This is a genomic window from Xanthobacter autotrophicus, assembly GCF_005871085.1.
GTDB classification, from domain to species: Bacteria; Pseudomonadota; Alphaproteobacteria; order Rhizobiales; family Xanthobacteraceae; genus Xanthobacter; species Xanthobacter autotrophicus.
Genome location: NZ_VAUP01000009.1, coordinates 32,767 through 47,569, shown reverse-complemented (window position 1 = coordinate 47,569; position 14,803 = coordinate 32,767). Strand labels below are relative to the sequence as shown.

The 14,803-nt window shown below is 68.6% G+C and carries 11 protein-coding genes; 5 read left to right on the top strand and 6 right to left on the bottom strand.

The window, feature by feature from the left end; all coding sequences use genetic code 11:
* Positions 1 to 125 precede the first annotated feature (125 nt).
* The 3 genes from thrC (at position 126) to FBQ73_RS03255 (ending at position 3,590) form a co-directional block, all read left to right on the top strand.
* A complete protein-coding gene (gene thrC, locus FBQ73_RS03265) occupies positions 126 to 1,538 on the top strand; it encodes a threonine synthase (protein WP_138398097.1) in 1,413 nt (470 codons plus the stop codon).
* On the top strand, positions 1,535 to 2,800 hold the full coding sequence (locus tag FBQ73_RS03260) for a M16 family metallopeptidase (protein ID WP_138398096.1): 1,266 nt from the start codon (positions 1,535 to 1,537) through the stop codon (positions 2,798 to 2,800). The genes thrC and FBQ73_RS03260 overlap by 4 nt, the downstream gene beginning before the upstream one ends.
* A 151-nt stretch (positions 2,801 to 2,951) precedes the next feature.
* Positions 2,952 to 3,590 (top strand): GNAT family N-acetyltransferase, encoded by a 639-nt coding sequence (locus FBQ73_RS03255; RefSeq protein ID WP_138398095.1) that lies wholly within the window; start codon positions 2,952 to 2,954, stop codon positions 3,588 to 3,590.
* A gap of 79 nt (positions 3,591 to 3,669) precedes the next feature.
* Here the strand turns inward: FBQ73_RS03255 and FBQ73_RS03250 are convergent, their stop codons facing one another.
* From FBQ73_RS03250 to FBQ73_RS03235, 4 genes are all read right to left on the bottom strand, one after another.
* Positions 3,670 to 5,277, bottom strand: a complete 1,608-nt coding sequence (locus FBQ73_RS03250; RefSeq protein WP_138398094.1) for an acyl-CoA synthetase — start codon at positions 5,275 to 5,277, stop codon at positions 3,670 to 3,672.
* Positions 5,278 to 5,553: 276 nt separating this feature from the next.
* Complete coding sequence (locus FBQ73_RS03245) at positions 5,554 to 6,543, bottom strand: class 1 fructose-bisphosphatase (protein WP_138398093.1); 990 nt, start codon at positions 6,541 to 6,543, stop codon at positions 5,554 to 5,556.
* A 112-nt stretch (positions 6,544 to 6,655) separates the two neighbouring features.
* A complete protein-coding gene (folB, locus tag FBQ73_RS03240; protein ID WP_246089538.1) occupies positions 6,656 to 7,093 on the bottom strand; it encodes a dihydroneopterin aldolase in 438 nt (145 codons plus the stop codon).
* Positions 7,094 to 7,193: 100 nt separating this feature from the next.
* On the bottom strand, positions 7,194 to 8,159 hold the full coding sequence (locus FBQ73_RS03235) for an ATP-grasp domain-containing protein (RefSeq protein WP_138398092.1): 966 nt from the start codon (positions 8,157 to 8,159) through the stop codon (positions 7,194 to 7,196).
* Here FBQ73_RS03235 and FBQ73_RS03230 point away from each other — a divergent pair.
* Positions 8,146 to 8,904 carry a HisA/HisF-related TIM barrel protein gene (locus FBQ73_RS03230; RefSeq protein ID WP_342780523.1) on the top strand — a complete coding sequence of 253 codons (759 nt, stop codon included), beginning with the start codon at positions 8,146 to 8,148 and terminating at the stop codon, positions 8,902 to 8,904. The genes FBQ73_RS03235 and FBQ73_RS03230 overlap by 14 nt on opposite strands.
* Before the next feature lie 238 nt (positions 8,905 to 9,142).
* Complete coding sequence (locus FBQ73_RS03225; RefSeq protein WP_170218728.1) at positions 9,143 to 12,601, top strand: autotransporter outer membrane beta-barrel domain-containing protein; 3,459 nt, start codon at positions 9,143 to 9,145, stop codon at positions 12,599 to 12,601.
* A 91-nt stretch (positions 12,602 to 12,692) separates the two neighbouring features.
* Here FBQ73_RS03225 and FBQ73_RS03220 read toward each other — a convergent pair whose 3' ends face one another.
* Together FBQ73_RS03220 and FBQ73_RS03215 are read right to left on the bottom strand one after the other, a co-directional pair.
* On the bottom strand, positions 12,693 to 13,505 hold the full coding sequence (locus FBQ73_RS03220) for a triphosphoribosyl-dephospho-CoA synthase (RefSeq protein ID WP_138398089.1): 813 nt from the start codon (positions 13,503 to 13,505) through the stop codon (positions 12,693 to 12,695).
* Positions 13,506 to 13,563: 58 nt separating this feature from the next.
* Complete coding sequence (locus FBQ73_RS03215; protein ID WP_138398088.1) at positions 13,564 to 14,700, bottom strand: ATP-grasp domain-containing protein; 1,137 nt, start codon at positions 14,698 to 14,700, stop codon at positions 13,564 to 13,566.
* Positions 14,701 to 14,803 lie beyond the last annotated feature (103 nt).

Genomic DNA, 14,803 nt, shown 5'->3' with positions numbered 1-14,803 from the left:
ACATCTTACGCTGCCCGGCCTGCCGATGAACGCCGCGACCTTTACCAACCGCCTTTCGCCCAAGGCCGCTTGCGGTTAGTTTACCGCGTGGCCCGACATGCGGCCGAAGATCAGGTCGAGGCTCCGTGCGTTACGTTTCCACCCGTGGTGAAGCTCCCGTTCTCTCCTTTTCCGACGCGCTGCTTGCGGGGCTTGCGCGCGACGGCGGCCTCTATGTGCCTGAGGCCTGGCCGACCCTTTCGAGGGACGAGATCGCCGCGCTGGCGGGAAAACCCTACGCAGCCGTGGCAAAGGCGGTGATCGGCCCGTTCGTGGCTGACGCACTGCCGCCGCGCGCCCTCGACCTGATGATCGACGACGCCTATGCGGGCTTCCGCCATCCGGCCGTGGCCCCGCTGACGCAGATCGACGCCAACCGCTTCATCCTTGAGCTGTTCCACGGCCCGACGCTGGCCTTCAAGGACGTGGCGATGCAGTTGCTCGCCCGGCTGATGGACCATGTGCTGGCCTCGCGCGGCAGCCGGGCCACCATTGTCGGCGCCACCTCCGGTGACACCGGCAGCGCGGCCATCGAGGCGTTCCGACGCTCGGATGCGGTGGATGTCTTCATCCTCTATCCGCACGGCCGGGTATCCGAGGTGCAGCGCCGGCAGATGACTACGGTGAATTCGCCGAGCGTCCATGCCATCGCCGTGGAAGGCACGTTCGACGACTGCCAGAACCTAGTCAAAGCCATGTTCAACCACCACGCTTTCCGCGATTCCCTGGCGCTGGCGGGAGTGAATTCCATCAACTGGGCGCGGATCGTCGCCCAGGTGGTCTATTATTTCTATGCCGCCACCGCCCTCGGCGCGCCCCATCGCGAAGTCTCCTTCGTGGTGCCCACCGGCAATTTCGGCGACATCCTCGCCGGCTTCGTGGCGAAGAAGATGGGCCTGCCCATCCGCGACCTCACCATCGCCACCAACGTCAACGACATCCTGGTGCGCACCCTGGACACCGGCCGCTATGAGGTGAAGGGGGTTCTGCCCTCCACCTCGCCGTCCATGGACATCCAGATCTCCTCCAATTTCGAGCGCCTGCTGTTCGAGGCCCTGGACCGTGACAGCGCGGCGCTGCGCCAGCTGATGGATTCGCTCGCCCAGTCGGGGTCCTTCAGCGTGCCGCGCAATGCGCTCGCCGCCATCTGCGCCGACTTCTCTGCCGGCCGGGCCGACGAGCCGGAGACCGCCGCGACCATCGCCAAGCTCTACCAGTCCGCCGGCTATCTCTGTGACCCCCACACGGCGGTGGGCCTTGCGGTGGCGGACAAGGTGGAGCACGCGGCCAAGGTGCCGCAGGTGGTGCTGTCCACTGCTCATCCCGCCAAGTTCCCCGACGCGGTGGAAGCCGCCACCGGCCATCGTCCGGCTCTGCCGCCCCACATGGCGGACCTCTTGACCCGCCGGGAGAGTGTCAGCGTGCTGCCCAACGATCTTGCCGCCATCGAGACCTTCATCCGCGCCCGGTCGCGCATTGCGCGGGGCGCGGCGGCATGAGCGTGAAGATTTCGGTCCTCGACAACGGCGTCACCGTCATCACTGACGAAATGAACCACCTCGGCACCGCCTCCCTCGGCATCTGGGTGGGCGCGGGGGCGCGGGACGAGCAGGAGAACGAGCACGGCATCTCCCACCTGCTGGAGCACATGGCCTTCAAGGGCACACGCCGGCGCTCCGCCCGCCGTATCGCCGAGGAGATCGAGCAGGTAGGCGGCGACATCAATGCCGCGACCTCCGTGGAGCAGACCACTTACAATGTCCGCGTGCTGGGGGAGGACGTGGGCCTCGGCATCGACATCCTCGCCGACATTCTCACCGAGCCGGCCTTCGCCCCCGACGAGCTGGAGCGGGAGAAGAACGTGATCGTGCAGGAGATCGGCGCGGTCATGGACACCCCCGACGACCTGGTGTTCGACCTGTTCCAGGAGCAGGCCTTCCCCGGCCAGAGCGTGGGCCGCTCCATCCTCGGCACGCCGGACACGGTGCGGGCCTTCAGCCGCGACCAGCTCGGCGCCTATCTCGGGCGCACCTATCGTGGGCCCCGCATGGTGGTGGCCGCCGCTGGCGCGGTGGACCACGATCGTCTGGTGGAGGAGGCGGGCCAGCGGCTGAAGATCATCGCCCCCGCCACCAAGCCGGAGCTGCCGCAGGCCGCCTATGGCGGCGGCACCCGGCTCGTCGCCCGCGACCTGGAGCAGGTGCACGTGCTGCTGGGGCTGGAAGGCTGTTCCTACAAGGACCCCGAGTATCACGCCGTGCAGGTGCTCGCGAACGTGCTCGGCGGCGGCATGTCCTCGCGCCTGTTCCAGGATGTGCGCGAGGATCGCGGCCTCTGCTATTCCATCTATGCCTTCCATTGGAGCTATCAGGATACCGGCCTGTTCGGCGTCTATGCCGGCACCGACACCGGCGACGTGGAGGAGCTGAGCAACGCCGTCATCGACCAGATCCTCGACACGGCGGAGACCGTGACCGAGCTGGAGGTGGCTCGGGCCAAGGCGCAGATGAAGGTGGGGCTGCTTGCCGCGCTGGAAAGCTCCGGCGCGCGGGCGGACCAGCTCGCCCGGCAGATCCTCGGCTTTGGTCGGGTGATTCCAGTGGAGGAGATCGTGGCGCGGGTGGATGCGGTGGACGTGGCGGGGGTGCGCCGGGCGGCGCAGGGCCTCATCGGCCGGGGCCGGCCGACGTTGACCGCCATCGGTCCGGGGGGCGGCCTTGAGTCAGCCGCACGGGCGGTGGAACGTTTGAAGGTTCACTAGAGTACGCGTTGGTGAGTTGGAGTGATCCGCCGGTCGGATCGCGTCGCGTGCCGGCCGGCACGTGTTCATGTCCTGGGAGTGCCCGCCTGACCTGCCCCGGCTTGGGTGGACCTGCTCCCCGGGTCGATACGGATTTCCTTCGGGGCGTAGCATGTGGCCGCTGAGTTCCGTCCTAATGATCGAGCCGCTCCCCGTCATCGAGGGCAAGGGCGTTTATCTGCGCCTGCCCCAGATGAAGGATTTCGGGCCGTGGCGGGACCTGCGGGAGCAGAGCCGGGACTTCCTCACCCCGTGGGAGCCGTTGTGGCCGGCGGATGACCTCACCCGCGGCGCCTTCCGCCGCCGCCTGCGGCGCTACACCCGGGACATGGTGGCCGACGAGGCCTATCCGCTCTTCATCTTCCGCCAGTCCGACCATGCGCTGCTGGGCGGCCTCACCTTGTCCAACGTGCGCCGGGGCGTGTGCCAGGCGGCGAGCCTCGGCTACTGGATGGGCGCGCCGTTTGCCGGGCAGGGCTACATGAAGGCGGCGGTGACCGCGCTTCTGCCCGTCGCCTACGACATGCTGCACCTGCGCCGCATCGAGGCGGCCTGCATGCCCTCCAACCAGCCGTCCATCCGCCTGCTGGAGGGCTGCGGCTTCGTGCGGGAGGGCTACTCGCGGGAATATCTGTGCATCAACGGGACGTGGGAGGACCACATCCTGTTCGGCCGCCTGCGCCACGACCCGCCGCTGCGCCAGAGCGTGTGCCGCGACGCGCTCGAGCAGGTGCCGCCGGCGGCGCAGTAGGACCGTCGGCTTCGGTCTGCGACCGACGCCAAGCGGGTCACGCTCAAACGCCGCGCGGGCTTGAGCAATCCCGGTCCAGCTATCCCCGCGCCCGCAGCTCGCGCCGCAGGATCTTGCCGGTGGCGGTCATGGGCAGGGTGTCGGCGAAGGCCACATGGCGCGGATATTCATGGGCGGAGAGGCGGGTCTTCACGAAATCCTGGATCTCCTTCGCCAGCGCCTCCGAGGGGACGGCGGTGGGCTTCAGCACCACCCAGGCCTTCACCGCCTCGGTGCGCAGCGGGTCGGGCACGCCCACCACCGCCACCAGCGCCACCGCCGGATGCTTGAGAATGCAGTCCTCGATCTCCCCCGGCCCGATCCGGTAGCCGGCCGAGGTGATGACATCATCGCTGCGGCCTACGTACCAGAGATAGCCGTCCTCATCCTGCCGGCCCATGTCGCCGGTGAGGAGGAAGTCGCCAGCATATTTCTGCGCCGTCGCCTCCGGGTTCTTCCAGTATTCCAGCATCATCACCGGATCGCCGCGGCGGATGCCGATATGGCCTTCCGCGCCGGTGGGCAGCGGGTGGCCCTCGTCGTCAACGATGCGCACGTCATGGCCGGGAATGGCCTTGCCCATGGCGCCGGGGCGGATGGGGAAGAAGCTGGAGTTGGAGCCCACCACCAGGTTGCACTCGGTCTGGCCGTAGATCTCCCGTGCCTCCACCCCGAGCCGCTCCTGCACGAAGGCACCCAGTTCCGCGCCCAGCGTTTCGCCGCCGGTGAGGAGCGAGCGCAGCTTCAGGCCGTCGTGTCGCACGTCCGCCTGCCGCAGCAGCTTGAGGGCGGTGGGCGGCAGGAACACGTTGCGCACATGGTGCCGCGCCATGAGGTCCATGGCCGCGTCCGGATCGAACTTCTTCGCCCGGTGGGCGAGCACGGGCACGCCGAGATAAAGCGAGGGGAAGAGCACATCGAACAGCCCGCCGATCCAGGCCCAGTCCGCCGGGGTCCAGTGCAGGTCGCCGGGCTGGGGCATGTATTGATGCACGAACTGGATGCACGGCAGGTGCCCGAGCAATACGCGGTGGCCGTGCAGCGCGCCCTTCGGGTTCCCTGTGGTGCCCGAGGTGAAGATGATGATGCCGGGATCGTCCGGCCCCGTATCCACCGGCGTGAAGCGGTCGGAGGCCGCTTCCAGCGCGGCGTCGAATGAGGATGCGCCGCCGGTGTCGGGCCCGATGACGAAGACATGCTCCAGGTCCGGCAGATGGCCGCGCACCCGCTCGAGCTTGGCGAGGCCGGTAAGGTCGGTCACCAGCACGCGCGCGCCCGAGGCGGCGAGGCGGAACTCCAGCGCCTCGTCGCCGAACAGGGTGAAGAGCGGCACAGAGATCAGCCCCGCCTTGAAGGCGGCGATGTGGGCGATGGCGGTTTCCGGCGCCTGCGGCAGGAACACCGCCACCCGGTCGCCGCGCGTGAGGCCCCGCGCCACCAGGGCATTGGCGAAGCGGTTGGTGAGGGCTGTCAGTTCGTCGAAGCTGTAGGTGCGGACGCTGCCGCTCTCCTCGACGAAGATGAGCGCGGGCTTGCCCGTGCCGTCCGCATGGGCATCGGCGCAGGCCACGCCCATGTTGAAGCGCTCGGGAATCTGCCAGGAAAAGGCGCGGATGAGGCCCTGATAATCGGCCGCCGGCACCAGCATTTTCGTCTCCCTCGTCGCCGCTCTCTGAAGGGGCGGCTTCATGCGCCGTGCGGGCGCGGTCGTCAGGAAACGATCGAACGTTTTTTTCCGGGGCAGGTCAAGGGGCGGGGGCGCCGAACCTGCACCGCCGGCTTCGTGCGGGTGCCGTCTTGCGATTTTACCGAAAAGGGCTTTGCCAAGATGACACCGTCATGGCCGGGGCAAGCCCGGCCATGACGGTGCTGAAGAGCCGGAGGGGCTACGAGCGCCCATCCGGGCCCGTTTTCAAACGGGCGCTCAATAATACGACGCGATCTTCTCCACCTCGGCCTTGGAGCCGAACACCAGCGGGATGCGCTGGTGGATGTGTTGGGGCTCGATGTCGAGGATGCGGGTCTTGCCGTCGGTGGCGGCGCCCTTGGCCTGCTCGGTGAGGAAGGCCACCGGATTGGCCTCGTAGATCAGCCGCAGGCGGCCGTTCTCGTAACCCTTGCGCTTGTCGCCCGGATACACATAGACGCCACCGCGGGTGAAGATGCGGAAGGCGTCGGCCACCATGGAGCCGACCCAGCGCATGTTGAAGTCCTTGCCGCGCGGGCCGTCCTTGCCGGCGAGGCAGTCGGCGATATAGGCGCTCATGGGCGGAGCCCAGTGCCGCACGTTGGACTGGTTGACGCCGTATTCCTTGGTCTCGGCCGGGATTTCCACATTGGTGCGGGCCAGCACGAACTCGCCGGTCTGCCGGTCGTGCACGAACACCTGCGTGCCTTCGCCGAAGGTGGCGACGAGGATGGTGGCGGGGCCATAGGCCAGGAAGCCCGACGCCACTTGGTTCACGCCCGGCCGCATCACCGCCGATACCGGATCGGTATGCACGGCGGGGTCATAGGGCAGGATGGAATAGATGGTGCCCACCGACACGTTGGTGTCGATGTTGGAGGAGCCGTCCAGCGGGTCCACCGCGATTACGAGGCGGCCTTCCGGGTTCAGCGGGATCAGCTCCTCGCTCTCCTCGGAGGCGAGGAAGGCGGTGGGGGTGGGCAGGAGAGCGGCCTTGATGCGCTCCTCGGCCACCACGTCCAGTTCCTTCTGGGCGTCGCCGCCAGCGTTGGGATCGACGCCGCGAATGGAGGCGAGGCCCTCTTCGAGCGGCCCGCGGGCGACGAGATCGGCGATGCCGACGCCGGCCTCGGCGATGGCGGTCACGGCCTGCGCGACCGCCGTGCGGCCTGCGTCAGCGCCGGCCCAGGTCCCGAGGTAGGTCTTCAAGGTCACCAACTCGCTCACCGCGCACTCCCATGCTGGTCCGACGGACGCCCCCGCCGGCTGCTTTATGACGCAATGCAGCGGAGCGGGAAAGCGGGGCGCGTCGTTCCGCCCCTCGCGCGGGAGACGAAATCTAGCGGGAGCGGATGATCTCGATGCCCACGTCGCCGAACACGCCGGTGATCGGCGCGCCGGGCTTGTGCACGACCACCCGCACCTGCTCCACGATCTCGAAATGGTCGAGGATGCGCGTGGCGATGCGCTCGGCCAGGGTCTCGATGAGGCGGACCGGATCGTCAGTCACCACCGCCGCCACGTGCTCGTAGACCTGCTGGTAGGAGACGGTGAGGGCGGCATCGTCGGCCCAGGCGGCGGGGCGGGTGTCGAGCCAGCAGTCCACGTCCACCACGAAGCGCTGGCCCAGCTCGCGCTCGGACTCGAAGAGGCCGTGCCGGGCATAGAAGGGCAGGGCGCGCAGGAACAGCCGGTCCGTGTTGTGCGGACGGGTGCGTGCCCCGGCTTCGGTTTCAACCTGTGCTTCGGCGAGGGAAGGGGTGTCGTCGGACGTCATGTGGGTCTCACGCGCCGACGGGACGCCGGCCTTGAACGATGTGCCTTCCTATTGGTTTCGGCCAAGTCTTTCAACGGAGCTGCTTTCAACGGAGCTGCTTTCAACGGAGCTTCACCTCGACCGGGACCGTCCGCGGCAGGTGGGGCACCGCCGGCGGCTTGCCCTCGCGGATCAGTTCCGGCACGAACGCCAGCGGATTGACGCCAAGCGAGGCATGCAGGCCCGCATAGGCCGGAGTGACGCGCGGATGGACCTCCGTAACCATGGGGCCCTGCGGCGTCAGGATCACGTCGATGCCCAAGAGCCCGGACAGGCCGGGGAAAGCCGCCACCACATCGCGCGCCAGGGCGGCCAGGCTGCCATCCTCGTCGACGATGGCACCGACCGTCACCCCCTCGAAGCCGAACACGCCCACGAGGTGGGAAATGTGCAGCCGGTGGACGGCGAGCAGGGTCACGCTATCCTCGCGGGCCAGCACGCCGAGGCTGGCGAAGGTGCCGTGCACATAAGGCTGCACCACCAGGCCGGCGCCGCGCGGGAGGGCGGCACGGTTGGGCCAGGCACGGGCGCTGGCCCAGCCTGATCCGTCGTCCGGCCGGGTCACCAGATCACCGTCGAGGCCCCGCGGCAGGGCATCGATGGGATAGGTCGGCACATGGGGGATGCCGTGCTCGGCGAGGCGCTTGGCCGTCTTCAGGCGGCTGTTGAGCAGCGTGACGGTGTCGGAGGCGGAGGCGATGATTCGGGCGTTCGCCTCCCGCATCAGGCGCACCATGCGGCTGTGCTGGCCGCCGGCCTCGGGCGCGATGGGCCACACCACGTCGCATTCCTGCGCCAGGCCGGACCAGGTGATCCAGGGGTCCTCGCCCTTTCGCACAGGAACAGCGTCATGCTTCGGCCGGGGCAGGCGGTCGTCATAGGCCAAGACGGCGCTAATTCCCGGCAACTCCTCAAGGTCCATCACCAAGGCGTCGCGTACTAGGCGGGCTTCCGCTAGGGCGGCTTCGGGCAAGGGCTTGTCGCGCAATCCTCCGGATGTCACGTACTCGCAGATGAAAACGCGCATAGGGCACCTTTCGGGGGCAAAACAGGGTCATTCTAAGATGCAGCTTATCCCTGTCGTTGACCTGAAGGGAGGGTGCGTCGTTCACGCCCTGCGCGGAGACCGCGATGCATATCGTCCCATCCACACCCCGATTGCCGCGACCAGCGCGGCGGAAGACGTGGTGGCGGGCCTCCTCGCACTGGCGCCCTTCCGTACACTCTATATCGCCGATCTAGACGCCATAGCAGGCACAGGTGGCCATGGCGAAGTCATCGAAGGGTTGAAGGCGGCCTTTCCGCACCTCGACCTGTGGATCGACGCCGGCGAAACGCATGCCGATCAGGTGCGCACGCGTGCGGCGCAGGGGCGTGGAACCAGCGTCATAGGGACCGAAACGCTTCCCGATGTCGCAGCCGCGCGCGAGGTGCTCGCCGCCACCGGCGCCATTCTCTCCCTCGATCATGATGCCGCAGGGTCGCGCGGCCCTGAAGGCGTGCATGAGGACGCCGCCCTGTGGCCGGAGAGGGTGATCGTGATGACGCTGGCTCGGGTGGGCAGCGGGGAAGGCCCGGACCTCGCCGCGTTGGCGCGGACCGCCGCCCGTGCCGCCGCCAGCGGCCGGCATCCGCTGCTTTATGCGGCGGGCGGCGTCAGGGGACCTGAGGATCTCGATCGGCTGGCGGCTGCGGGCGCCGCCGGCGTTCTGGTGGCCAGCGCCCTGCATGACGGCCGCATCGGGCCTGACACCGCTCGTCGGTGGGCCTGACGGCGGCTGGCCCACTCCTTCGCCGAACAGCGGGTTCAATCTGATCGGATCGCGCTGCGAGCCGGGCGTCGTTTCATCGCAGCGGCGCGCCAAGCGCGCCGTTCGTCCGGCGAAATCCTGCCTGTGGCGGGGATGTGGCGGACCACGGGCTCGGCCCCGCGCCGGCGCTCCTTCCGGCTGTCATCCAACTGTAATCGAAGGCCCCTACGCAGCCCCTCGATACCTTCTGGGGAACGCCATGCCCGCGCTGTACGCCTCGTCGAGCCGCCTCGTCCTCGCCCTGTTCCTGGCCGGCATGGCGGCGCCCGCACTCGCGGCTTCGTTCACCGTGCCGCCCGCCGCCGGGCAGCAGAGCGTGTCCGGCAGCGACACCGGCACCATCGACACGGGCGCGACGCTCGCGGGCGGCGGTTCCTCCGCCATCCAGTGGAGCGCGGCGGCGACGGCGACGCCCGGTGTGGTCATCACCAACAACGGCACCATCACCTCGAATAACCGCACCATCGACACGGCAAGTGGCGTCACCGGCGCCTTCACGCTGACCAACAATGGCGCCATCACCTCGAAGGACGACGCACTCCGCATCAACGGCGCGCTGGCCGACGGCACGGTGACCATCACCAATTCCGGCACCATCAGCTCCCAGACCGGCCAGGCGTTCGATTTCGACAAGGCGACGGCGACCACCGCCAAGGTGTCCGTGGACAATTCCGGCACGATCACGTCTGCCGGCTCCGACGCGATCCGGCTCGGCGGCGGCATCATCGACATCACCAATTCCGGCACTATCGAAACCACCTTGAACGGCAAGCGCGCCATCAAGGTCGAGACTGCGGCCAATTTCGACACGCTCCAGTCGTTCACCCTGACCAACAAGCTGGGTGGCGTGGTCGCGGGCACGGACGACGGCATCAAGATCAGCTCGACGGCGGGCAGCACCGCCGCGCCCATCCTCAAGATCGACAATGCCGGCACCATCAAGTCCACCGTCGACGGCCAGGGCATCGATCTGGGCGGCATCTATTCCGCCAACGCCACCATCACCATCACCAACCGGTCCACCGGCCTGATCACCGCCGCCGGCAACGACGCCATCCAGGGCACCAACGGCCTCACCATCAACAATTACGGAACCATCTCGTCCTATTACGCGGCCGGCACGGCGGACACCCAGAACAACTCGGCCATCAAGGTCGACGGCGACGACATCGGCAAGGCCATCACCATCACGGTGAACAATTACGAGGGCGGCCTGATCTCCGGTGCCTATCACGGCATCAAGGGCTCGGGCGCCAGCGACACGCTCATCGTCACCAATTCGGGGACCATCGAGGGCCGCAACGGCTCGGGCGTGAACTCCAACGGCACCGGCACGCTCACCAATTACGGCACCATCACCGGCACCTATGATCCCGCCGCGAGCTTCGGCGACGGCGACGGCGTGGATTTCGATCAGGCGGCGACGGTCTACAACTACGGCACCATCAAGGGCCTCGGCTCCAAGGGCACCAAGCCGGGCGAGGAGAAGCCCAGCACCAGCGAAGGCATCGCCATCGGCGGGGGCACCATCGTCAACGGCGACGCCACCCACACCTCGGCGCTGATCTCCGGCGCCAACAACGGCATCCTCGTCGACGACAGCAACGGCGGCGATGCCTTCGCCGCCATGAGCGTCACCAATTACGGCACGATCCAGGGGCTCGACGGCTACGGCATCCGTTATGTGAATTCCGGCGTGGATGGCTCCAAAAGCCTCACGGTGGTCAATTACGGCACCATTTCCGGCACCACCTATGCGGTTGAAATGGGCGGCGGCAACGACCTGTTCGTCTACCACACCGGCAGCAAGGTGACCGGCATCGTGGATGCGGAAGGTGGCACGGACACCCTCCAGCTCGGCGCGCTCGGCGACAATGTCACCTTCGACGCCAGCCTCATCGGTGATGCCGCCACCTATCGCCATTTCGAGCGGGTCACCGCCGAGGCGCAGACCCTGACCACCCTTACCGGCACCTCAACCTTTGCCGGGGACCTCGTGTTCGACCAGTCGGCCCTTGCCCTCGACAACGCATCCCTCGGCGAGGCGAACCTGATCTTGTCGGGCAACGACACCAACGCCGGCGTGCTCACCGGCAACGGCACCCTCGGCAGTCTCGCCGCCTCCGGCACGGTCTTCCTCTCCCCCGGCACCAGCAGCGCGCCCTATGGCACCCTCGCGGTCACCGGCAACGCGACGCTGGCCGGCACCTACCTTGTGGATGTGGCGCCGAACGGCAAGACCGACCTCATCACCATGGGCGGTACCGCCACCATCGCCGAAGGCGCGCAAGTGGAGATGTACGGCGCCCTCGCCTGGAGCCGCATCTACACCATCGTGTCGTCCGACACCCAGGTGTCCGGCACCTTCGCCGGGCTGACCGTGGCGAACCCGATCAACTATCTCTTCGTCACCCCGGAGCTGAGCTACGACGACACCCGCGTCACGCTGGCGCTGGAGCGCACCGGCGTGGCCTTCGCCAGCTACGCTTTGACCCGCAACCAGCTCTCGGTGGCCGGCGCCTTGGAGCGCATCGGCGGCAGCGACAAGGCGCGCTCCTCCATCCTTTACGGCGACTTCGCCACCCAGGTCGCCGGCGACAATCCCACCCTCGCCTTGGCCCAGCTCTCCGGCGACATCCACGCCACCCTTCCGGGGCAGATCGCCACCGAGAACATGCTGGTGAACGACCTCATCCTCGGCCGGCTACGGCAGGCGGATTATGCCGCGGCCAAGGGCAGCGCGGCGGCGCTCGGGGCCGGCGGGCCGGCGCGGGCCTATGCCGAGCCGTCGTCCCCCGCGGCCAACGCCTTCAAGGCCATCAAGGCGCCGGCCGACGCGCCGGTGTGGACCGGCTGGGCCCAGGGCTATGGCCAGTGGCTCTCCACCGATTCCAACGGCAATGCCGCCGCCGCCGACACCAATCTGGGCGGCGTGCTGCTCGGCGGCGACGTGAGCCTCGCCAACACGGTGTTCGGCCTCGCCGCCGGCTATTCCTCCGCCTCCACCAGCACCGATCTCGCCTCGGCGGACACCGAGACCTGGCGCATCGCCGCGTACGGCGGGGCGCGCTTCGACGCCATCAAGCTGCGGGCCGGGGCGTCCTACGGCTGGAGCAGCATCGATACCAGCCGCTTCGTCGCCCTCACCGGCGAGGCACCCAAGGCGAGCTATGACGGCACCGCCGGCAACCTGTTCGCGGAAGCGGGCTACACGGTGGCCCTCGGTGGCGTGGCGTTCGAGCCCTTCGCCGGCATCGGCTGGACCAGCGTGAACCTCGGCAGCTTCGCCGAGACCAACGCGCCGGTGGCGGGCCTTGCCTCCCAGGGCACGTCTTTCGACACCGCCTACACCACCTTGGGTCTGCGACTCGCCACCACCTTCGCTGCGGGCAACGGCATCGCCGTGACCCCCCATGCCTCGGCCGGCTGGCGCCATGCGTTCGGCGACGTGGTCCCCGAGGCGGCCGTGGTCTTCGTGAACACCGGCACCGTGTTCGGGGTCGAGGGCCTGCCCATTGCCGAGGACAGCCTGGTGGCGAGCCTCGGCATCGACCTCGCCTTCGCCACCGGCGTGACGCTGACCCTCGCCTATGACGGCATGGCCGGCGACGGCGCCAGCTACAACGCCGGCAAGGCCGCGCTCGCGGTGAAGTTCTGAAGCCGAGACACGGCGCGCTCATCTTGAGGCGGCGTGGTTCGCGGCCGTTCAGGATGTCGGGAGACGCGCGCCGCGTTCAGTGCGCGCCGGGCTACGCCAGCAAAGCCGCGAAGATGCTCGCCACCGTCAGGTCGGCGGTGGTGCCGGGATTGAGGCCGCGCGCCTTCAGCCGGCTGTCGAAGGCCAGCAGCAGGTCATGGCGCCTGCCGCCGTCAAGGCCCTCCAGTTGCGACCGCACGGTCTGCGCTTCCGCCTGCACCGTTTCGGCGGCGGCGGTCCCGAACTTGCGCACGATATGGCTGTCGGGAAAGGTGGAGAGGAAGGCGAGATAGGCGGCCTCCACGCGCTCGCGTGCCAGCGGGCTGTCCCCGAGCGCTGGCATGCCGAGGCTGAAGATGTCCTCGAAACCCGTCACGTATTGCCGGGAAATACTGTCACGCCCTGCCGCCATCTCCATCGCCGCCTTGAGGGTGATGGTCGCGGACATCCGCACATCCGCATCCGGCACGGCGCCCAGCCCGCCCGGATTGGCGGCGGCGATAGCCCGAAAGGCGGCCTGCGCATCCGCCACGTCGAGGCTGTCCAGCACGGCGCGCAAGCCGCCCCGAAGACCGCCCTGGCCCTGCTCCACCGCGGCGGCCAGCGGCACGCAGAGCAGGATGATGCCCAGATTGGTATTACAGCCCGCCGCCGCGAGCGAGGCCTGAACAGCCGCCTCGATGCGTGTACCCACCTTGAGGTCGGCACGGGCGATGGCCGGCGCGGCGGCGGCGGCAGCGTGCTCGAACTGGGTCACCTCCATGCCGTGGCCGGCCGCGAAGATGTGCACGTTCCCCGGCTTCAGCGCCGAAAGCTCGGCGCGGCAGGCGGCCTCGAAAGCGCTGGCGATCGCGGTTGCCGACATGGGTTGCACGATAGGGGGCACAGTGTGGCTCAAGCTGTCTGCGGCGGGCGCCGAACCCTCACGGCGCCGCGGCGGGTTCGGGTAAAAGCCCCAGTTCGCGCTTGAGGGCTCGGGTGTATTCCACGAGGCGCGCCTCGGCGATCTCCACCGAGGGGCCAGTGGCGCGCACGGTGCACAGGGGCGAGCCTTTGGCCACGGCGGCACCAGCGGGCGGGCGATCCGCCACATGCTCGGGCCAAGCCTCCTGCGGCACCACCATGTCTCGGTCGGCATAGATGACGCCGGCGGCATGGGCCTCCGACGGCACCGGCAGCACGTCAGGCAGACGGCCGCCGCAGGCCGCCAGATGCAGGCCCAACAGCGGCGGCAGCGGGTCCACGTCAAAAATGTCGAGGGTGGCGCCGAGGCGGGGGTTCACCTCCACCAGGAACCAGCCCTCATCGGACACCATGAAGTCCACCGAGACGAGACCGACCAGCCCGCAAGCCAGGGCCACGTTGAGTGCGCCCTGCTGCATCTGGGCGGCGAATGCCTCCGGCAGCACGATGGGGCCAGCGGCGCCGCCATAGCGGAAGGGGTGCTCGGGGTCCTCGGCCCGCCACTGGCGGGAGGCGCCGATGAGACGCGCGGCGGTGCCGTTGGCCAGCAGCAACACCGAGAGCGACTGGCCCTCCACCTCGCGCTGGAGGAAGTGATCGGGCGCGGGCGGGGAGAGGTCGCCGGTCTCGCGGCGGCGGATGTGGGCGCCGCCCGCACCGCCGATCTTCTTTTCCAGCACGTTGGCGCCGGCGAAGGTCTCGGCGGTGGGCGCCTCCAGCGTGATGGGCGGATGCGGGATGCCCAGATGCGCGCACAAGGCGGCGAGGGCGATGGGGTCCTTCAGCACCCGCACCGTCTGCGGGGCGTTGCCCAGGATGGGATTGCGCTCGGCGATGCGCGCCATGAGGGCGGGGTCATGCTCCAGTCCGCCGCCGAGCACGACGGGCAGGCCGGCCGGCGCCAGCGAATGCAGCGCCTGGACCAGGTCATCCCCATCGAAGGCGCAGCCGTTCTTCTTGTGCACGCGCACGCAGCGCGCCGAATGGGCGCAGGTGTCGAGGTCGGCGAACAGGTCGAACGAAAGTGCGGCAAAGCCCGCCCGGGCAGCACTGGCGGCCAGAGGCCGGGCGGAAAGGGCGATGAGGGCAAGATCCATGTTTCCCAGCCTGTTCTCACGCGACGCAGCCCGACGCAGAGCGTCTGTTTGCCCTCCAAAGCCGGATCCGATCAGGCTGGCCCGAGTCGACCGGCCGGTTCGT

Bases quoted from the DNA above. Each gene is read 5' to 3' on its own strand.
- FBQ73_RS03230 (WP_342780523.1), top strand. From the start codon at position 8,146: ATGAAAACGCGCATAGGGCACCTTTCGGGGGCAAAACAGGGTCATTCT.
- FBQ73_RS03250 (WP_138398094.1), bottom strand. From the start codon at position 5,277: ATGCTGGTGCCGGCGGCCGATTATCAGGGCCTCATCCGCGCCTTTTCC.
- FBQ73_RS03260 (WP_138398096.1), top strand. From the start codon at position 1,535: ATGAGCGTGAAGATTTCGGTCCTCGACAACGGCGTCACCGTCATCACT.
- FBQ73_RS03215 (WP_138398088.1), bottom strand. From the start codon at position 14,700: ATGGATCTTGCCCTCATCGCCCTTTCCGCCCGGCCTCTGGCCGCCAGT.
- FBQ73_RS03235 (WP_138398092.1), bottom strand. From the start codon at position 8,159: ATGCGCGTTTTCATCTGCGAGTACGTGACATCCGGAGGATTGCGCGAC.
- FBQ73_RS03225 (WP_170218728.1), top strand. From the start codon at position 9,143: ATGCCCGCGCTGTACGCCTCGTCGAGCCGCCTCGTCCTCGCCCTGTTC.
- FBQ73_RS03220 (WP_138398089.1), bottom strand. From the start codon at position 13,505: ATGTCGGCAACCGCGATCGCCAGCGCTTTCGAGGCCGCCTGCCGCGCC.
- folB (WP_246089538.1), bottom strand. From the start codon at position 7,093: ATGACGTCCGACGACACCCCTTCCCTCGCCGAAGCACAGGTTGAAACC.
- FBQ73_RS03255 (WP_138398095.1), top strand. From the start codon at position 2,952: ATGTGGCCGCTGAGTTCCGTCCTAATGATCGAGCCGCTCCCCGTCATC.